Origin of the sequence: uncultured Roseibium sp. (assembly GCF_947496995.1) — a bacterium.
Taxonomy (GTDB): domain Bacteria; phylum Pseudomonadota; class Alphaproteobacteria; order Rhizobiales; family Stappiaceae; genus Roseibium.
In genome coordinates, this window is sequence record NZ_CANMFD010000003.1 from 256985 (window position 1) to 274186 (window position 17202).

The window sequence follows — 17202 nt, forward strand, 5'->3', positions numbered from 1 at the left end:
CTCTGGAAGACTGGCCGGCCAAACGGATTTGGCCGGCCAGACGAGCTTTGATGCTTGGTTGGAGTTCTGCCGGCTTTATTTCAGCAGGTTCTCTTCAACCCATTCCGGGGAATAGGACGGACTGATGATCCGGCCGCTCGGAAGGTCGCTGTAGGCTTCCAGGTTATCGGCATTGACCGTTGCCACCGGCATGATCATTTCCTTGGGAGCTTCGGCACCGTTGAGCATTGCAAGGCCAAGCCAGAAGACCGCGCCGCCAATACCCGGCGTGGTGTTCATGGACACGGTCTGATAGCCGGTCTCCTTGTTTTCCTCGACCCACCATTTGACGAAGTCGGTACCACCACCGCCTTCGATCACCGGCATGTTGCCGGCATATTCGCCGCCATACTGCGAAAACGCCTGTGCGATACCGACGTCATCACTTCCGCCCTGCGCCAGAACCGCATCGATGTGAGGCAGGCTCGGCAGAACGTTGGTGATCGCCGCCTGGGCGACCGATGCGGTCGCCTGGCCGACGACAACGGCAGCAACATTGATGTTCGGATATTCCTTCAGAACCTCGTTCTGGGCAGCAAACATGGCTTCATCGGGAGCCGACCCCGCCACGCCACGAACCTGAATGATGTTCCCTTCGCCACCGATCAGGTCAAGCGCTGCGCGCGCCTGCGCCATCTTGTAGCCCTTGAAGTCGAAATTGAGCTGGTAGTTGCACGGCGCCGATGCAATCGAGTCGAACGACACGACAATGATGCCGGCTTCGCATGCCTGCTCGATGACACCATTGACCGCGGTCTCGGACGCGGCGTTGACCGCAATCATGTCCACACCGCGCAGAATGAGTTCCGCGATGGCACTGTTCTGGGCTGCGACCGATCCATCGCCATTCATCACGATGAAGTCGGAGATCAAACCGTCTTCTTTCGCTTCGCTCGCGGCGCCCTCGAAAGCCTCGACCATCTGATGACGCCACGTATTGCCGTAATAGGCATTCGACAGCGCGATGACCCAGTCCCCTTCCGCCGCGGTTGTCGGCATTGCGCTGACAGCCGCAAGAGCGACACCCGCCAGAGCGGCGGTAAAAGTTCTCTTGAATACCATTTGTTTCCTCCCTCTACATCCGGTATCTATTATCTGGTATTCATCATACCAGTAGATGTGTATACCAGTTGGCTAATTAATGTGCAAGCAATTCGAGCTGTTCGAAAGTGTGCAACAGCGCGGCAGACATCAGCATTTCCGAGGTGGCGGGAGTGCCGGCGGAGGCGTTTGACGGCTCCTTCTCCGCGAAGTGCAAACAGCCGGTTGGCAATCAGAGGAAGGCGAGGCGCATGATGATTTCGGAGGGTGTCGGGTTCGAAGTCATTGAACCGGATTTCAAGACGCTGTTCGCGCCGCACATTCACGTGGAACGGTTATGGACCGGTGCCCGGTGGTGCGAAGGGCCGGCCTGGTTCGCAGCCGGCCGCTATCTCGTCTGGTCCGATATTCCCAACAACCGGATGATGCGCTGGGACGAAACAGACGGCTCGGTGTCGGTGTTCCGCGCACCATCCAACTTCTCCAATGGCAACACGGTCGATCGCCAGGGCCGTCTGGTCAGCTGTGAACACCTCACCAGACGTGTGACCCGCACCGAACACGATGGATCGCTGACCGTGCTGGCCGACAGCTATGACGGCAAGCGGCTTAATTCCCCCAACGACGTCGTTGTATCTTCCGACGGAAGTATCTGGTTCACCGATCCGTTCTACGGAATTGCCACCGACTACGAAGGCAAGGTGAGCCCGCTCGAGCAGGACGGGTGTCACGTTTACCGGATCGATCCACAGGGCGGCATCGACCGGATGGCTGATGATTTTGTCCAGCCGAACGGCCTGGCCTTTTCACCCGATGAGCGCTTTTTATATATCGCCGACACCGGCACCACCCATCAGGAGGACGGTCCCGCCCACATCAGACGGTTCGAGGTCGGCGAGAACGGCAGGCTGTCCGGCGGCGGCGTGTTCGCAACAAGCACAAGCGGGCTTTACGACGGTTTCCGGGTAGACCGCGAGGGACGTGTCTGGACGAGCTCCGCCGAAGGCGTCCACTGCATTCGGCCGGATGGGGTGATGATCGGCAAGATCAGGATCCCGGAGATTGTCGCCAATGTCACCTTCGGGGGTGCCATGCGAAACCGCCTGTTCATCTGCGGCACCACATCGCTTTATTCGGTCTATGTGTTCACCAACGGCACAACGCCGGGATAGGCTCCGGCCGGGTCTACTGCTCCAGCAGCTTTCTCAGGGACAGGATGGCCGCAGACGTGCGGTTCTCGACGCCGAGCTTGCCGAAGATCCGGTCCAGATGCTTGTTGACCGTCCTCGGGCTCATCTCCAGGATCGCGGCAATTTCCTTGTTCGACTTGCCGTTGGCGATCCAGCTCAGGACTTCCGCTTCGCGCTCCGTCAGATTGAACGCCGCCTTCAGCACATCCGACGGTTCGCCCCCCGAGACCTCGACAACCCTCAGGAGATGCTCGGTAGTGCTGATCACCCCGGCGTAGCTGAACCTCAGATCGCGTCCGGACATGCTGGCGACGGTGTCCCGGCCCATCTGCGGCGCCTTTCCTGAATCCAGTAGCAACTGCCGCAACCACTCGATTGTCGACGCCGGAAGCTTCCCGCCCCCGGCGGTTTCGCCAACCAGGCGTCCTTCGACCAGTTCAAGGGCCTGGGGCGTCGCCCAGCGGATGTTGCCGGACAGGTCGACCGACAGCAGGAACCGGCCGGAGGCATCCAGTGCGACATGGGCGCTGTGGGAATTGCGGGCGTTCGAAATATGCACCCGCAAGCGGGCAATCAGCTCGTCCGGATCGACCGGCTTGGTAATGTAGTCGACACCGCCCGCCTCCAGGCCCCGGACGATATGCTCGGTCTCGCTCAGGCCTGTCATGAAAAGCACCGGCACGTCGCGCAGCGCCTCGAAGGTTTTCAGCCGCTTGCTGGTCTCGAAGCCGTCGAGGTCGGGCATGACCGCGTCCATCAGGATTGCGCTCGGGGTGACCTGCCGGACAATATCCAGGGCCTTCCTGCCGTCACGCGCCACCAGCACCGTGTAACCAGCTTCCTCCAAGGCATCCGTCAGCATGCCCAGAGAGGACGGCGTATCGTCGACAACCAGCACAGTCTCACTAAGAGCATTCATGATCATGTCCGAGCCTTTCCAGGAGCTTGTCATATCGGGTCAGGTCGAATTCGCGGATCAGCTCGCGCATGTGGGCGACGAAGCCGGCCGCATGCGGCTCATGCGCTTCGATGTCGTCCAGCTTGGCGCGGATGCCGCGCATATAGCCGATGCTGCTGAGTTGTTTCAGCATTCCCAGGCTCTCCTCCGAGGGCAACGCAGCACTGTCGAATTCGGGAGGCCCCGCCGGCGTATAGTCCTGCAGCGCCGTCCGGCTCTGAGGCTCATCCGTGCGCCAGACAAGCTTCAGGGCCAGATGCAGTTTTTCCAGCAGGTCGTTCAGCCGCACCGGTTTGACCAGATAGTCGTCATGATAGATCCGGTGCAGCGGATCGCGGCCGCTGTCGTCCGCATTGGCTGAAATCATGATGATGACCGCATCGCCATGCCCGCTGTCGCGCAGCTTGCGTGCCAGCCGCCAGCCGCTCATGCCCGGCATGCTGATATCCAGCAGGAAGGCATCCGGCTGCTCGACGCCGGCCATTTCCAGACAGGCCTGCCCTCCCGGAGCCATCAGGACCTTGAAGCCGAGCGGCGTCAGGACATCCCGGATCAGGGTCCGTTGCGTCGGATCGTCATCGACAACCATCACCGTCTGGACCGGCCCCTGATAGCCGACAATCCGCTTTTCGGAGCGAACCGATCTGGCTGGCGCCTCCGCGGCACTGAGCAGCATGCGGACCTTGAAACGGCTGCCCTTGCCCGGCTCACTCTCCACCTGGATGTCGCCGCCCATGATCTCGCTGAGAAGTTTGGTGATGGTCAGTCCGAGACCGGTGCCGGGCACGGACAACTGGCCCTCCTCCTCTATCCGCTCGAACGGGTTGAAGATCCGCTCCAGGTTTTCCCTGGCGATGCCGATGCCCGTATCAGTCACCGCGAATTCCGCCACCTGGCTGTGATAGGTCACCGTCAGACTGACACTGCCGCGATCGGTCCATTTGATCGCGTTGGACAGCAGGTTGATCAGGACCTGGCGCAGGCGTTTTTCATCGCCGAACACATAGACCGGCAGATGGGCGGCCGGTTCGAAGTTGAACTGCAACGCCTTGGCGTCGGTCTGCAGGCGGAACATGTCGACGATCTGCGCCAGGAATTCGTGCAAATTGAAGCGTTCGCGGTAAATCGTCAGGTGCCCGGCCTCGATCTTGGAAATGTCGAGCAGCCCCTCGATGAGACCGGCCAGATGGTCCGCCGAATGCTGGATCACCCTGACCGCATCGCGCCGGTGCGCCGGGATGGCGGGGTCCTTGCGCATCAGTTGCGCGTATCCGGCGATCGCATTGAGCGGCGAACGCAGTTCGTGGCTGATCCCGACCACGTAGCGGCTCTTGGCCTGGTTGGCGGACTCGGCCGCCTCCTTGGCTTTTTCCAGCTTCGCATCCGTACGCTTGTGCGCCCTGATCTCGCGCATCAAAAGGCTGGTCTGGCGCCGGGTTTCCTCATTGGCGAACTTGCGGCTTTCATGCACCAGCACGAACAGCCAGGTCATCACGCCCGAGATCACGAGCAGAATGAAGAACACCTGTGTCAGCGCCCGGCCAATGCCCTCGCGGCTGTCATCCGAGCCGAGCATGCTCGCCTCGACGTAAACCAGCGACAGGATCGCGCCGAGCGACACGGTGACGATCATCATCACCGACAGATAGATACCGAGGCGCGAACTGATCCACCCGGCCACGTCCGTAGGCAATAACGCGTGCAGCAGCGCTTTCACCTGGTCGCCGATGCGTGCATTTTCCTTGCAGTCATCCTCGCAGCGCGCATCCAGCGAACAGCACAGCGAGCAGATCGGACCGGCATAGACCGGGCAATGGGCCATGTCCTCGCGCTCGAAGGTATGCTCGCAGATGCAACAGCGCAGGGACAGTTTCTGCGCCGCGGCTCCTTTCGCCGGGGCTTCCGGCTGACGGGCGATATAGTAGCGCCCCTTGGTGGCATAGGCGATCAGCGGCGCCAGCACGATTGCGACGATCAGGGCGATATAGCTGGCAAGCGCGTGGGCGGTCTGGCCGAACACGCCGGAATAGGCCACCAGCGCGGTCAGGCTGGCGACGGTCATCGACCCGAGCCCGACAGGATTGATGTCGTAAAGGTGGGCGCGCTTGAATTCGATATGCGGCGGGCTCAGGCCGAGCGGCTTGTTGATCACCAGATCGGCGAAGAGCGCGCCGATCCAGGCGACCGCCACCACGGAATAGAGCCCGAGCGTGCGCTCGAGCGCCTTGTAGACACCGAGTTCCATCAGCGCGAGCGCAATCGCCACGTTGAACACCAGCCAGACCACCCGGCCCGGATGGCTGTGCGTCAGACGGGAAAAGAAATTCGACCAGGCGATCGAGCCGGCATAGGAATTGGTGACGTTGATCTTGATCTGGCAGACGATCACGAACACCCCTGTCAGGGCGATGGCCACTTCCGGGGTCGTCGCCCGGGTGAAGGCGACCAGATACATATGTGTCGGCTCGACGGCCTTGTCGGGGCTGAGGCCGCTCTGCAGCGCCACCACCACCAGGAAGGACCCGAACAGCAGCTTGATGGCGCCGACCACGATCCAGCCCGGTCCCGCCGCCAGCAGGGCCAGCCACCACTTCAGCTTTTGACCCTGCCGTTTGCGCGGCAGAAAGCGGAGAAAATCCACCTGCTCGCCGATCTGCGCGATCAGGGAAAACAGGACGGCGCTGGCGGCCCCGAACAGCAAAAGATCAAAGCGGCCGCCCTCGTCGCCGTAACGGCCGGAGAAATTCTGCCAGTCCTCCAGCGGCGCCAGCCCCTGCCAGGCCAGGAACGCGAACGGCAGGAGCTGCAGGACGATCCAGACCGGCTGGGTATAGATCTGCAGCCGGCTGATGAGCGTGATGCCGTAGACCACCAGAGGGATGATCACCAGTGTACAGACCAGATATCCGATGTTCAGGGGCACGCCGAAGAACAGTTCCAGCGCCGTCGCCATAATCGCCGCTTCCAGCGCGAAGAAAATGAAGGTGAAGCTGGCGTAGATCAGCGACGTCACGGTCGAGCCGATATATCCGAAGCCCGCACCCCGGGTCAGAAGATCGATATCGACACCGTATTTGACCGCGTAGTACGAGATCGGCAGACCGGTGATGAAAATGATCAGGCCGACCACGAGGATCGACGAAACCGCGTTGGTGAAACCGTAATTGTAGGTGATGGAAGCTCCGATGGCTTCCAGGGCGAGAAAGGAAATGGCGCCGAGCGCGGTATTGGCGACCCAGACCGGGGACCAGCGGCGTGCGCTTTTCGCGGTGAAGCGCAGAGCGAAGTCTTCCAGGGTCTGATTGGCCACCCATTGATTGTAGGTCCGACGCAGACGGACTACCCGCTGATGACTTGGCATTCACCCCACCCGACATTCCGATCATCCGATGCGGAGCCCAACGATTGTGCACCGCAACCATCATTCATGTGCAGAGCGCTTATTCTCCCGGCATTCCCGGCGAAATAATCCAGCACGCACGCAACCCTGTGATTTGTAGCAATATCCATGCCTCTTTGGTGGTATTCGCCAGAAAACAATCTGCAGTTAGCGAAATAAATATTTCACCCACTTTATTCACCAAGGAAAATCACAAGGAACAATCTCGATATTCAAGTGTTTATCGTTATTTTTCCTTACGAAAAGCTTCGCAAACTTTGAATTGTTTCACACAATTAAATCTTCGCAAATAAGTCAATTAACCCACAGCAACTGACGCATTGCGGCAGTGCACAAATTCAGACGAGCCTTGAGACATGCAGAGACGCCGTCCGGCACTCTGCCTCAACCTCAAACACGGAGGGGTCCAAGAATGCGACGTCTGAAAGACTTGATTGAACACCGGCTCTCGCGCCGGTCTGTCCTGACGGGGACGGCCGCCGCGGCAATGCTGGTCACCGCGGGTGCCATAGCACCTGTGCACGCCGATGACGTGAACACGACCGGACTTGCGGTCACCGAAGACACGGTGAAGGTCGGCATCCTGCATTCCGTCACCGGCACGATGGCGATTTCAGAAACCGGATCGGTACAGGCCGAAAAGCTCGCGATCGAGCAGATCAATGCCATGGGCGGTGTCCTCGGACGCAAGATCGAATACATCCAGGAAGACGGCGGCTCCGACTGGCCCACCTTTGCCGAAAAAGCCAAGAAGCTTCTGGTGAGCGACAAGGTTGCCGCGGTCTTCGGCTGCTGGACCTCCGCATCGCGCAAGGCCGTCCTGCCGGTCTTCGAACAGTACAACGGCATGCTCTACTACCCGACCTTCTACGAAGGCCTGGAGCAGTCTCCGAACGTGATCTACACCGGCCAGGAAGCCACCCAGCAGATCCTCGCCGGCATTGACTGGGTCGCCAAGGAAAAGGGTGCCAAGAGCTTCTACCTGCTCGGCTCCGACTATATCTGGCCGCGCACCTCCAACAAGATCGCCCGCAAGCACATCGAGAAGCTGGGCATGAAGGTTGTCGGCGAGGAGTATTATCCGCTCGGCCACACCCAGTTCAACTCGGTCATCAACAAGATCAAGCTGAAAAAGCCTGACGTGATCTACGCGATCGTCGTCGGCGGCTCCAACGTCGCCTTCTACAAGCAGCTCAAGGCTGCCGGCATCGACATGACCAAGGAAAAGCCGGTTCTGCTCACCATCTCGGTGACGGAAGACGAGATCCGCGGCATTGGCGGGGAAAACATCGAAGGCGCCTATGCCGCGATGAAATACTTCCAGTCCCTCGACAATGAAAACAACAAGGAATTCGTCAGCGCCTTCAAGGAAATGTGGGGCGACGAAATTGTCATCGGCGACGTGACCCAGGCAGCCTATCTCGGTCCCTGGCTCTGGAAGGCAGCGGTCGAAAAGGCCGGCAGCTTCGACATCGACAAGGTGCGTCTGGCATCTCCGGGCATCGAACTGACCACGGCGCCGGAAGGCTATGTCCGTGTGCATGAGAACCATCACCTGTGGTCCAAGACCCGCATCGGCCTCGCCAAGCCCGACGGCCAGTACGAGCTGGTCTATGAAACCGCGGACCTGATGGAGCCGGATCCGTTCCCGGAAGGCTACCAGTAAGCCCCGGCCGACCTCTCCCGATCCGCCCCCGTTGAGGCCAGGGGAAAGATCGGGAAAGGACCTGCCCGCCGCCACGGCGGGTCGCACCCGGGGCGCTGCGCGCATGCAGCCTGCGCAGCGCCCCACTCCGACACCGTTCCACATTTTTTCCCGCAAGAGGGGCACGAGGTTCATTCAACCCGGCCCCGCAGCATGGAGATGCGCGCAATGTTCGCCGACTACTCATGGACAGAACTCGGGTCCATTTTCGCCATGCAGGGTTTTGCCGGACTGATCCTGTTTTCCGTGTTCGTCCTGATGGCCCTCGGCCTTGCGATCATTTTCGGCCAGATGGGCGTCATCAACATGGCCCATGGCGAGTTCATGATCCTCGGCGCCTATGTCACCTACCTGTGCTCGAACTTCGTCGAAGCGTTTGTTCCCGCGCTGTTCGGCGTCTATTTCTTCTTCGCCATGATCCTGGCCTTTTTCGTCGCCGGAGCGCTGGGAGCGCTGGTGGAGTGGTCGCTGATCCGGCATCTCTATCGAAGGCCGCTCGACACGCTGCTGGCCACCTGGGGCCTCAGCCTCATCCTGCAGCAGGCCTACCGGTCGATTTTCGGCGCCCGCGAGGTCGGCGTGACCCTTCCCGACTGGCTGCTCGGTTCCGTGCCCCTCACCGACATCATCGAAATTCCGATCAACGGCATCTTCGTGATGGTGCTGACGCTGGTGATCGCGATCAGCGTCTATTTCCTGATGTTCCGCTCACGCACAGGCATGCAGTCCCGGGCAGTGGTGCAGAACCGGGTGATGGCCGGTGCCGTCGGCATCAACACGGAGAAGGTCGACCGCATGACCTTCGCACTCGGCTGCGGCATTGCCGGCGTCGCCGGCAGCGCCTTCACCATGATCGGCTCCACCGGACCGACCGCCGGCCAGCTCTATATCGTCGACACGTTCCTGATCGTCGTCTTCGGCGGCGCGGCCAGCCTGCTCGGCACCATCGCCTCCTCCTTTGCCATCAGCCAGGCCCAGTCGACCATGGAGTTCTTCCTGTCCGGCTCGATGGCCAAGGTACTCACGCTCCTGACCGTGGTCGGCATCCTGATGCTGCGCCCGGAAGGTCTTTTCTCCGCCAAGATCCGTCGCTGAGGAGGTTCCCATGATCAACCTGAAATCCTTCATGGCGCGGCAGGACATCCTCGCCCTTATTATCCTGGCCGCGTTGCTCTTCGTCGTCATGCCGATGTCCATGGATATTTTCCGGCTCAACCTGATCGGCAAATACCTGACCTACGCCTTCGTCGCCATAGGCCTGGTGCTGTGCTGGGGCAAGGGCGGCATCCTCAGCCTTGGCCAGGGCGTCTTCTTCGGCCTCGGCGGTTACTGCATGGCCATGTATCTGAAACTGGAGTCCTCCACTCCGGAGGCGACCGCCATCCAGTCGACACCCGGCATTCCGGACTTCATGGACTGGAACCAGATCACGGAGCTGCCCTGGTTCTGGGAACCCTTCAACAGCCTGACCTTCACCCTTGTGGCGATCCTCGTCGTCCCGGCTCTGTTTGCCTTCATCATCGGCGCGGCGATGTTCAAGCGCCGGGTGGGCGGCGTCTATTTCGCCATCATCACCCAGGCAATCGCGGCCATCCTGACGATCCTGATCATCGGCCAGCAGGGCTACACCGGCGGGGTCAACGGCATCACCGATCTGAGGACCCTGAAAGGCTGGGACATCCGGTCCGATGACGCCAAGTACTTCCTCTATTTTCTCAACGGCGCACTGCTGCTCGGCGTCCTGGTGCTGTGCCAGTTCGTGCTGAAAAGTAAACTCGGCCGGCTTCTGGTTGCCCTGCGCGACAAGGAGGACCGGGTCCGCTTCTCCGGTTACGACGTGGCCAACTTCAAGATCTTCGTGTTCTGCTTCGCCGCCGTCCTGTCGGCCATCGGCGGGGCGATGTTCACCCTGCAGGTCGGCTTCATGTCGCCCTCCTTCGTCGGCATCGTCCCCTCCATCGAGATGGTGATCTTCTGCGCGGTCGGCGGCCGCCTGTCGATCTTCGGGGCGGTCTACGGAACCCTGCTGGTCAACTGGGCCAAGACGACCTTTTCCGAGACCTTCCCTGAACTCTGGCTCTTCGGCCTCGGCGCACTGTTCATCGCCGTGGTGCTGGTGTTCCCGAACGGACTGTCCGGTCTCTATCGCAGCTATCTGGCACCGCATGTGGACCGCTGGATCTTCCGCAAACCTCCGGAAGGAGGCTCCACCGGAACGGGTGCCATCGACACACCGGCGTTCGAACCAGACCCCGCCGCCAGGCCCGCAGAGTAGGAGCGCATACCGATGAACACCATCACCAACAATACGGACTTCCTGCTCGCCATCGAAAACCTGACGGTTTCCTTTGACGGCTTCAAGGCGGTCAACGACCTGAACCTTTACGTCGACGAGAATGAGATCCACGTCATCATCGGCCCCAACGGCGCCGGCAAGACCACCGTGCTCGACCTCATCTGCGGCAGGACAAAGGCGACCGAAGGATCGATCAAGTTCCGCAACAGGGAACTGACCGAAATGCGCGAGCACGAGATCGTTCGCGAAGGGGTCGGACGCAAGTTCCAGAACCCGTCCATCTATGAGGATCTGACGGTTTTCGAAAACCTGGAACTCTCCTTTCCGCGCGGCCGCAGCGTCTGGGGCGCCCTGACCTTCCAGCGGGACACGGAGGTGACGGCACGGGTGCGCGAGATTGCCGAAATGGTGTTTCTCGACACACTCCTGGACATGCAGGCAGCCCTTCTCAGCCACGGCCAGAAGCAGTGGCTGGAGATCGGCATGCTGCTGATCCAGGACCCGGAACTGCTGATGCTGGACGAACCCGTCGCCGGCATGAGCGTCTCCGAACGCAAGCAGACCGCGAAACTCCTCAACGAAATCACCAAGGGCCGCTCGGTGATGGTGGTCGAGCACGACATGAAATTCGTCGAGGACATCGCCCACCGGGTCACGGTCCTGCACCAGGGCAAGATCCTCTCCGAGGGCTCCATGGCCAAGGTGCAGTCCGACCCGAAAGTCATCGACGTCTATCTCGGTCATTAGGGGGCAATCATGCTGAATGTTGCACATTACCACGTCGCCTACGGCCAGAGCGAAGTCCTGCACGGCCTGGATTTCACGGTCGCACCGGGCGAGATCATCGCCATCATGGGCCGCAACGGCATGGGCAAGACCACGCTCATGAAATCGCTGATGGGTATCATCCCGACCAGCAACGGCAACGCCGCCGTCGACGGCATCGACATCACCACGCTCAAGAGCTACGAGCGCGTCGCCAGGGGCATCGCCTATGTGCCCCAGGGCCGGATGATCTTCCCGACCATGACGGTCGAGGAAAATATCGAGACCGGCCTCACCATAAGCGGGCGAAGCAAGGTGCCGGGAGACATCTACGAGCTGTTTCCCGTCCTGCTGGACATGAAGTCCCGGCGCGGCGGCAACCTTTCCGGCGGGCAGCAACAGCAGCTCGCCATCGCCCGGGCGCTCGCCACCAATCCCAAGGTCCTGCTTCTGGATGAGCCGACGGAAGGTATCCAGCCGTCGATCATCCGCGAAATGGCACGGGTGCTGAAACGCATCCGCGATGAGCACGGGCTGTCCATCGTCGTGTCCGAACAGGTCCTGTCCTTCGCGCTCGATGTCGCCGACCGCGTCCTTGTCCTGGAGAACGGCAGGCTCGTCCACGACGAGCCACGTGCCGATCTCGACGAGGCGAAGGTCTCCGCCTTCCTGTCCGTCTGATCCGGATCTTTCAAAGCTCAACCGCGCTCAGGAAAACGGCGCACTTTCAAGAGGAGAACCCCATGGCTGATACGCTGATCTCGGTAGACTTGAGCGAGTCTCCGCATACCAACGAGAAGATCCACAACCGCTGGCACCCCGACATTCCGATGGCGGTCTGGGTGGAACCGGGCGACGACTTCAAGGTCGAGACCTACGACTGGACCGGCGGTCAGATCAAGAACGACGACGATGCCGCCGACGTGCGCGACGTGGAACTGGAACAGGTGCACTACCTGTCCGGCCCGATCGGCGTGAAGGGAGCCGAACCGGGTGACCTTCTTGTCGTCGACATTCTCGACATCGGCGCCAAGGAAGAAATGCTCTGGGGCTTTAACGGCTTCTTCTCCAAGCAGAATGGCGGCGGTTTCCTGACCGAACACTTCCCGGAAGCGCAGAAGTCGATCTGGGACATCGAGGGCATGTTCACCCGTTCGCGTCACGTTCCGGGCGTCAACTACGCCGGGCTGATCCACCCCGGCCTGATCGGCTGCCTGCCGGACCGCAAGATGCTCGACACCTGGAACGAGCGTGAGACGTCTCTCTTCAACACCGATCCGGACCGCGTTCCGGCCCTTGCCGCCCTGCCCAACACCCAGTCGGCGCATATGGGCCAGATGAAAGGCGAGGCTAGAGACAAGGCCGCCGCGGAAGGCGCCCGCACCGTGCCCCCGCGCGAGCACGGCGGCAACTGCGACATCAAGGATCTGTCCCGCGGTTCGAAGATCTACTTCCCGGTCTATGTGGACGGGGCCGGTCTCTCCATGGGCGACCTGCATTTCAGCCAGGGCGACGGCGAGATCACCTTCTGCGGCGCCATCGAGATGGCCGGCTGGCTGCACATCCGCGTGTCACTGATCAAGGACGGCATCGCCAAATACGGCGTCAAGAACCCGATCTTCAAGCCCTCCCCGATCACGCCGAAATACGATGATTACCTGATCTTCGAGGGGATTTCGGTAGACGAGGCCGGCACCCAGCATTACCTGGACGTCCACATCGCCTATCGCATGGCCTGTCTCAACGCCATCGAGTACATGAAGAAGTTCGGCTACACCGGCGCCCAGGCCTACGCCATTCTCGGCACCGCCCCGGTGCAGGGACATATCTCCGGTGTGGTCGATATTCCCAACGCCTGTGCCACCTTGTGGCTGCCGACCGACATCTTCGAATTCGACATGATGCCGGGCTCGGACGGGCCGATAAAGCATCTCGACGGGTCCATCGACGTGCCGCTGGCACCGGATCTTTAAGGAGCGCCCATGCCGGTCTATGACTATCTCTGCGCTTCCTGCGGACCGATCACCGCCCAGCGACCGATGTCCGCGCACGCAGATCCGATCGACTGTCCGGCGTGCAGGCAGGAGGCCCCGAGGGCCCTCCTGCGGGCGCCGAACATGCCGGGTCTTTCGACAGAACAGCGCTCGGCCTTCGAGCGCAACGAAACTGCGCGCCACAACCCGGTCTTCTCGACCAGGTCCGGGCGCGAGGATCGGGCAAAGGAAGCGCGCAAGCGCCATCCGGACGGATGTTCCTGCTGTTCGGGCGGCAAGGGAAACTTCCGCTCCAGCGCGGTCTACAAGGCCGACGGCAGCAAGACCTTCCCCTCAAAACGGCCTTGGATGATCAGCCACTGATCCGAAGACGCCCGGTTGGTCACGACCGGGCGTCAGGCTTGTTGTGCCTCTTCCCGACCGCCTAACTCATGCAGACGCAACCCCAACACCTTTCACCCGGCACCTATTGCGAAGGTTTCAGCCCGTTCGGATTGAACGCTCCGCCGAATGGCGATGGATTGGCCTTGGCTGGCGTCTCTGTCGGAGCTGCGGCGGGCGCCTGCTCTTCCTGTGCCGGCGTCAGGCCATTGGGGCTGAACGCCCCGCCGAAAGGCGACGGGTTGGCTTTCCCGGCCGCATCGGCTGGTGAGGTCACCGGCGCAGTGGTTTTCTGCTGTTCCTGCATTTTCCGGCGCTGCTCTTCCAGAAGTTCGTGCTGACGCGCCCGCTTGTCGTCGAGGATCTGCTGCTTGCAGACCGAAGCGTCGTGCCGTGTGCCCTGCCAGGTGGCAAGGCCCGCGATACCGGCGAGGATCAGGAAAACCGTCAGCGGATGGACCAGGGTCTTCAAAACCGGATTGCCGTAGATCCGCGACCGTGTTGCGATACCCGTGCGCAGCACTTCCTTTCGGCGCGTGTGCGCTTCATGAACGATCGCCCCGATCAGGGTAATGCCGATGATGATCACCGCGAGCGCCGACAGCGAGGGGTCGGTACCGTGCCGCACCTTGGAAGCCAGCGCCGTCGTGAAGGTGTTGCCGGACAGGATCGTAAACACGGTCGTGTTGTAGTTTTCGAACGATGCCAGGAACGTCAGGAAGGTTGCCGATCCGATAGCAGGCCCGAGGAAAGGCAGAAGAATCTTGCGAAACGCCTGACCGGGCGTTGCCCCCAGGTCAAGCGCGGCCTCGGTCAGGATCGGATCGAACCTTTGCAGCCGCGCCAGGAACACCAGCATGGCGTAGGCCGATATGAAGGTCACCTGGCCGGCCAGGGTCAGGAACATGCCGTCGAAGAAAAACGAGCCGTATTCCGCTCCGACGCTGCGGCCCAGCGCGCCCCAGAAGACGATGGTCGAGATTCCCAGAACCACGCCCGGGATCAGGATCGGCGTGATCAGCACCGTATAGAGCACCGCCCGCAGCCGGGAGCTGAGCTCCGAAAGAGCCAGTGCGCCGGCAAGACCGATGGGCACCGCGATGGCAACGACGCTGACGGCAATCACCAGGCTGTTCAGCAGACCGCTCATCAGCCGGTCGTTGGCGAAGAGAACGGCGAACCATTCGGTGGTGAAACACTCCCACGGGGTGATCCTCGGAAAAGACGAGGAATTGAACGCCGTGATCACCATGATGATCAGCGGACCGAACAGGAAGGAAAAGAAAAGCAGCGAAAATCCCGCTGCGACGGCGCCGCCGCCCGTGCCCCGGTTCATCGGCCGATCTCCCCGATGGATACCTTGAAGACCCGCATCAGCATCATCACGAAGGAGATGCAGACGATAAGCAGGATGACCGCATAGGCCGAACCGCGCTGCCAGTTGGCGCTCTCGTTAAACCACTGGTAGATGAGCTGGGTGAACCAGAGACTGGACGGTCCGCCGAGGATCTGCGGGGCGGCCAGTGCGCCCGCCGTCAGCATGAACACCATGGTCGCACCGGAGGCGATGCCCGGCTTGGCGACCGGCAGCACCACCCGCCAGTGAACCCGCCACCAGCTCGCGCCCATGTCCCGCGCCGCTTCGATCTGGTTCCGGTCCAGAGCTTCAACAGCGTTGAAGATCGGGAACACCATCAGCAGAATGTAGGCATAGGTCAGCCCGGAATAGAGCGCCACATCCGCCCGGATGAAATCCACCGGCTGGTCCCACAGCCCCATCGACATGCCGACGCCATTGATGAGGCCGGTGGCGCCGAACAGCACGCGGAAGGCAAAGGCGCGCAGGATTTCATTGACCCAGAAGGGCACGATCAGGCCGATGACCATCATCCGCGCGGCAACGCCGGTGGCCGAATGGGCCAGAATGAACGCGATCGGATAGCACAGCAGGATGTCGATGCAGGTCACGAACACGGCCGCGACCAGCGTCCTGACCAGGATCCCGATATCGAGCGTGTTCACCGTGCCGTCATTGCCCTGGAAGAAATAGGCATAATTTTCGAGCGTATAGACATCCTGCGGGCCGCCGACGTCAGAGGCGGGCAGGTTGAAGCGGAACGAATAGTCGAGCATCGCCAACTGTGGCAGGGCGATCAGGAAGATCACCCAGATCAGGACGGCGACACCGACAAAGGTGGCCGCACCGAGACCGTGCTTGCCGGCGATCTGCTTCAACGCGGTCTGAAGAGCCTGCATTCCTATGCCCCCGCCAGAACGCCGTGAGGCAGAACGATGGCCTGGTCGGGTTCGAACCCGACCGGCACGCTCGCGCCTGACAGCGTGTCGGCGGCACCACCGAGATTGACCCTGGACAGGCGCAGAGGCACGCCATTCGCTTCAAGGAACATCTGCCGGGCATTGCCCTCGAATTCTTCCTTGACCCAGTTGGCGGCCACCGCGTTCGGCAGGCCGTCGCCAAGGCTCAGTTGTTCAGGCCTGATGAACAGGAAGCAGTTGTCGCCGGACTTGTACTGACGCCCGCCGGCCGCGCGCCCCTGCAATCGGCCAAGCGGCGTTTCGATCGACACCAGCGTGCCCGACTGGGACGCCACCTTGCCTTCGATCGCGTTGGACTGGCCGACGAAGGAAGCCACAAAGGATGTCTTGGGCCGGTTATAGATCGTCTCGGGCGGATCGACCTGTTCGATGACCCCGGCATTCATCACCGCGACCCGGTCGGACATCGTCAGGGCTTCGCCCTGGTCATGGGTGATGTAGATGAACGTCAGCCCGACCTGCTGCTGGATCGTGCGCAGCTCCGTGCGCATGTGATGGCGCAGCTTCAGATCGAGGGCCGACAGCGGCTCGTCGAGCAGGAGAATATCCGGCTCCACCGCCAGCGCGCGAGCAATCGCCACGCGTTGCCGCTGGCCACCCGACAGTTCGTGAACCTTCTTGTCGCCCACTCCGGGCAGCGCGATCATCTCCAGAAGTTCGTCCGCGCGCTTGCGGCGATCCCTCCTGCCAACGCCGCGCACTTCCAGCGGAAAGGCGATGTTGTCGGCAACGCTCATCAGCGGAAACAGGGCAAGGTTCTGGAAAATCAGCGCCGTCGGACGCTTGTTGGGGCCAATGCCCTTCATGTCCTGCCCGCCGATCAGGACCCGGCCCTCGCTCGGATCGCTGAAGCCCGAGATGCAGCGCAGCAACGTCGTCTTGCCGCACCCCGACGGACCCAGGAAGGAGAAGAACTCCCCACCCTTGATCACGAGATGAGCGTTGTCGACCGCGGTATAGGCCCCGAAGCGGATGGAAACGTGATCCAGAACAATATCTTTTGTGGCCATGACGCTCTCGGAAATACGGCTGAACGGAACGGTGAAAACGGGCAGCCGAATGCCGGACGGGACTGCGCCCGGCATCCGGTGCCCGT

At 61.3% G+C, this 17202-nt stretch carries 14 protein-coding genes; 8 read left to right on the top strand and 6 right to left on the bottom strand.

Annotated features, from left to right (window positions below):
* Positions 1–75: 75 nt before the first annotated feature.
* Positions 76–1101, bottom strand: a complete 1026-nt coding sequence (locus Q1B40_RS14035; protein WP_299815679.1) for an ABC transporter substrate-binding protein — start codon at positions 1099–1101, stop codon at positions 76–78.
* Between the two features lie 233 nt (positions 1102–1334).
* Here Q1B40_RS14035 and Q1B40_RS14040 point away from each other — a divergent pair, with 233 nt between their 5' ends.
* Positions 1335–2252 carry an SMP-30/gluconolactonase/LRE family protein gene (locus Q1B40_RS14040; RefSeq protein WP_299816528.1) on the top strand — a complete coding sequence of 306 codons (918 nt, stop codon included), beginning with the start codon at positions 1335–1337 and terminating at the stop codon, positions 2250–2252.
* Between the two features lie 13 nt (positions 2253–2265).
* On the opposite strand, the gene Q1B40_RS14045 is transcribed toward Q1B40_RS14040, so the two are convergent.
* Both Q1B40_RS14045 and Q1B40_RS14050 read right to left on the bottom strand, forming a co-directional pair.
* Positions 2266–3189, bottom strand: coding sequence for a DNA-binding response regulator (locus tag Q1B40_RS14045; RefSeq protein WP_299815682.1), 924 nt, complete (start codon positions 3187–3189; stop codon positions 2266–2268).
* The gene (locus Q1B40_RS14050) at positions 3176–6589 is read right to left on the bottom strand and encodes an ATP-binding protein (RefSeq protein ID WP_299815685.1); all 3414 of its coding nucleotides are present in this window, start codon (positions 6587–6589) and stop codon (positions 3176–3178) included. Before Q1B40_RS14050 ends, Q1B40_RS14045 begins: the two co-directional genes overlap by 14 nt.
* A gap of 526 nt (positions 6590–7115) precedes the next feature.
* Between Q1B40_RS14050 and urtA the strand changes: the two genes are divergently transcribed.
* From urtA to Q1B40_RS14085, 7 genes are all read left to right on the top strand, one after another.
* Positions 7116–8294, top strand: coding sequence for an urea ABC transporter substrate-binding protein (gene urtA, locus Q1B40_RS14055; RefSeq protein WP_299816530.1), 1179 nt, complete (start codon positions 7116–7118; stop codon positions 8292–8294).
* 207 nt (positions 8295–8501) lie between these two features.
* Positions 8502–9428: an urea ABC transporter permease subunit UrtB gene (gene urtB, locus Q1B40_RS14060; protein ID WP_299815688.1), complete on the top strand. Its 927-nt coding sequence runs from the start codon at positions 8502–8504 to the stop codon at positions 9426–9428.
* Between the two features lie 10 nt (positions 9429–9438).
* Positions 9439–10608, top strand: coding sequence for an urea ABC transporter permease subunit UrtC (gene urtC / locus Q1B40_RS14065; protein WP_299815692.1), 1170 nt, complete (start codon positions 9439–9441; stop codon positions 10606–10608).
* A 12-nt stretch (positions 10609–10620) separates the two neighbouring features.
* Positions 10621–11376 (top strand): urea ABC transporter ATP-binding protein UrtD, encoded by a 756-nt coding sequence (urtD, locus tag Q1B40_RS14070; RefSeq protein WP_299815695.1) that lies wholly within the window; start codon positions 10621–10623, stop codon positions 11374–11376.
* A 9-nt stretch (positions 11377–11385) separates the two neighbouring features.
* Positions 11386–12075 carry an urea ABC transporter ATP-binding subunit UrtE gene (gene urtE / locus Q1B40_RS14075; protein ID WP_299815698.1) on the top strand — a complete coding sequence of 230 codons (690 nt, stop codon included), beginning with the start codon at positions 11386–11388 and terminating at the stop codon, positions 12073–12075.
* Positions 12076–12137: 62 nt separating this feature from the next.
* The gene (fmdA, locus tag Q1B40_RS14080; protein ID WP_299815701.1) at positions 12138–13367 is read left to right on the top strand and encodes a formamidase; all 1230 of its coding nucleotides are present in this window, start codon (positions 12138–12140) and stop codon (positions 13365–13367) included.
* A 9-nt stretch (positions 13368–13376) separates the two neighbouring features.
* Positions 13377–13751, top strand: coding sequence for a zinc ribbon domain-containing protein (locus Q1B40_RS14085; protein ID WP_299815704.1), 375 nt, complete (start codon positions 13377–13379; stop codon positions 13749–13751).
* Positions 13752–13854: 103 nt separating this feature from the next.
* Here Q1B40_RS14085 and Q1B40_RS14090 read toward each other — a convergent pair whose 3' ends face one another.
* Genes Q1B40_RS14090 through Q1B40_RS14100 form a run of 3 tightly spaced genes read right to left on the bottom strand, consistent with a single transcriptional unit; the run spans position 13855 to position 17116 of the window.
* Positions 13855–15105: an ABC transporter permease gene (locus tag Q1B40_RS14090; protein WP_299815707.1), complete on the bottom strand. Its 1251-nt coding sequence runs from the start codon at positions 15103–15105 to the stop codon at positions 13855–13857.
* Positions 15102–16025: an ABC transporter permease gene (locus Q1B40_RS14095; protein ID WP_299815709.1), complete on the bottom strand. Its 924-nt coding sequence runs from the start codon at positions 16023–16025 to the stop codon at positions 15102–15104. Before Q1B40_RS14095 ends, Q1B40_RS14090 begins: the two co-directional genes overlap by 4 nt.
* Before the next feature lie 2 nt (positions 16026–16027).
* A complete protein-coding gene (locus Q1B40_RS14100; protein ID WP_299815712.1) occupies positions 16028–17116 on the bottom strand; it encodes an ABC transporter ATP-binding protein in 1089 nt (362 codons plus the stop codon).
* Positions 17117–17202: the final 86 nt, after the last annotated feature.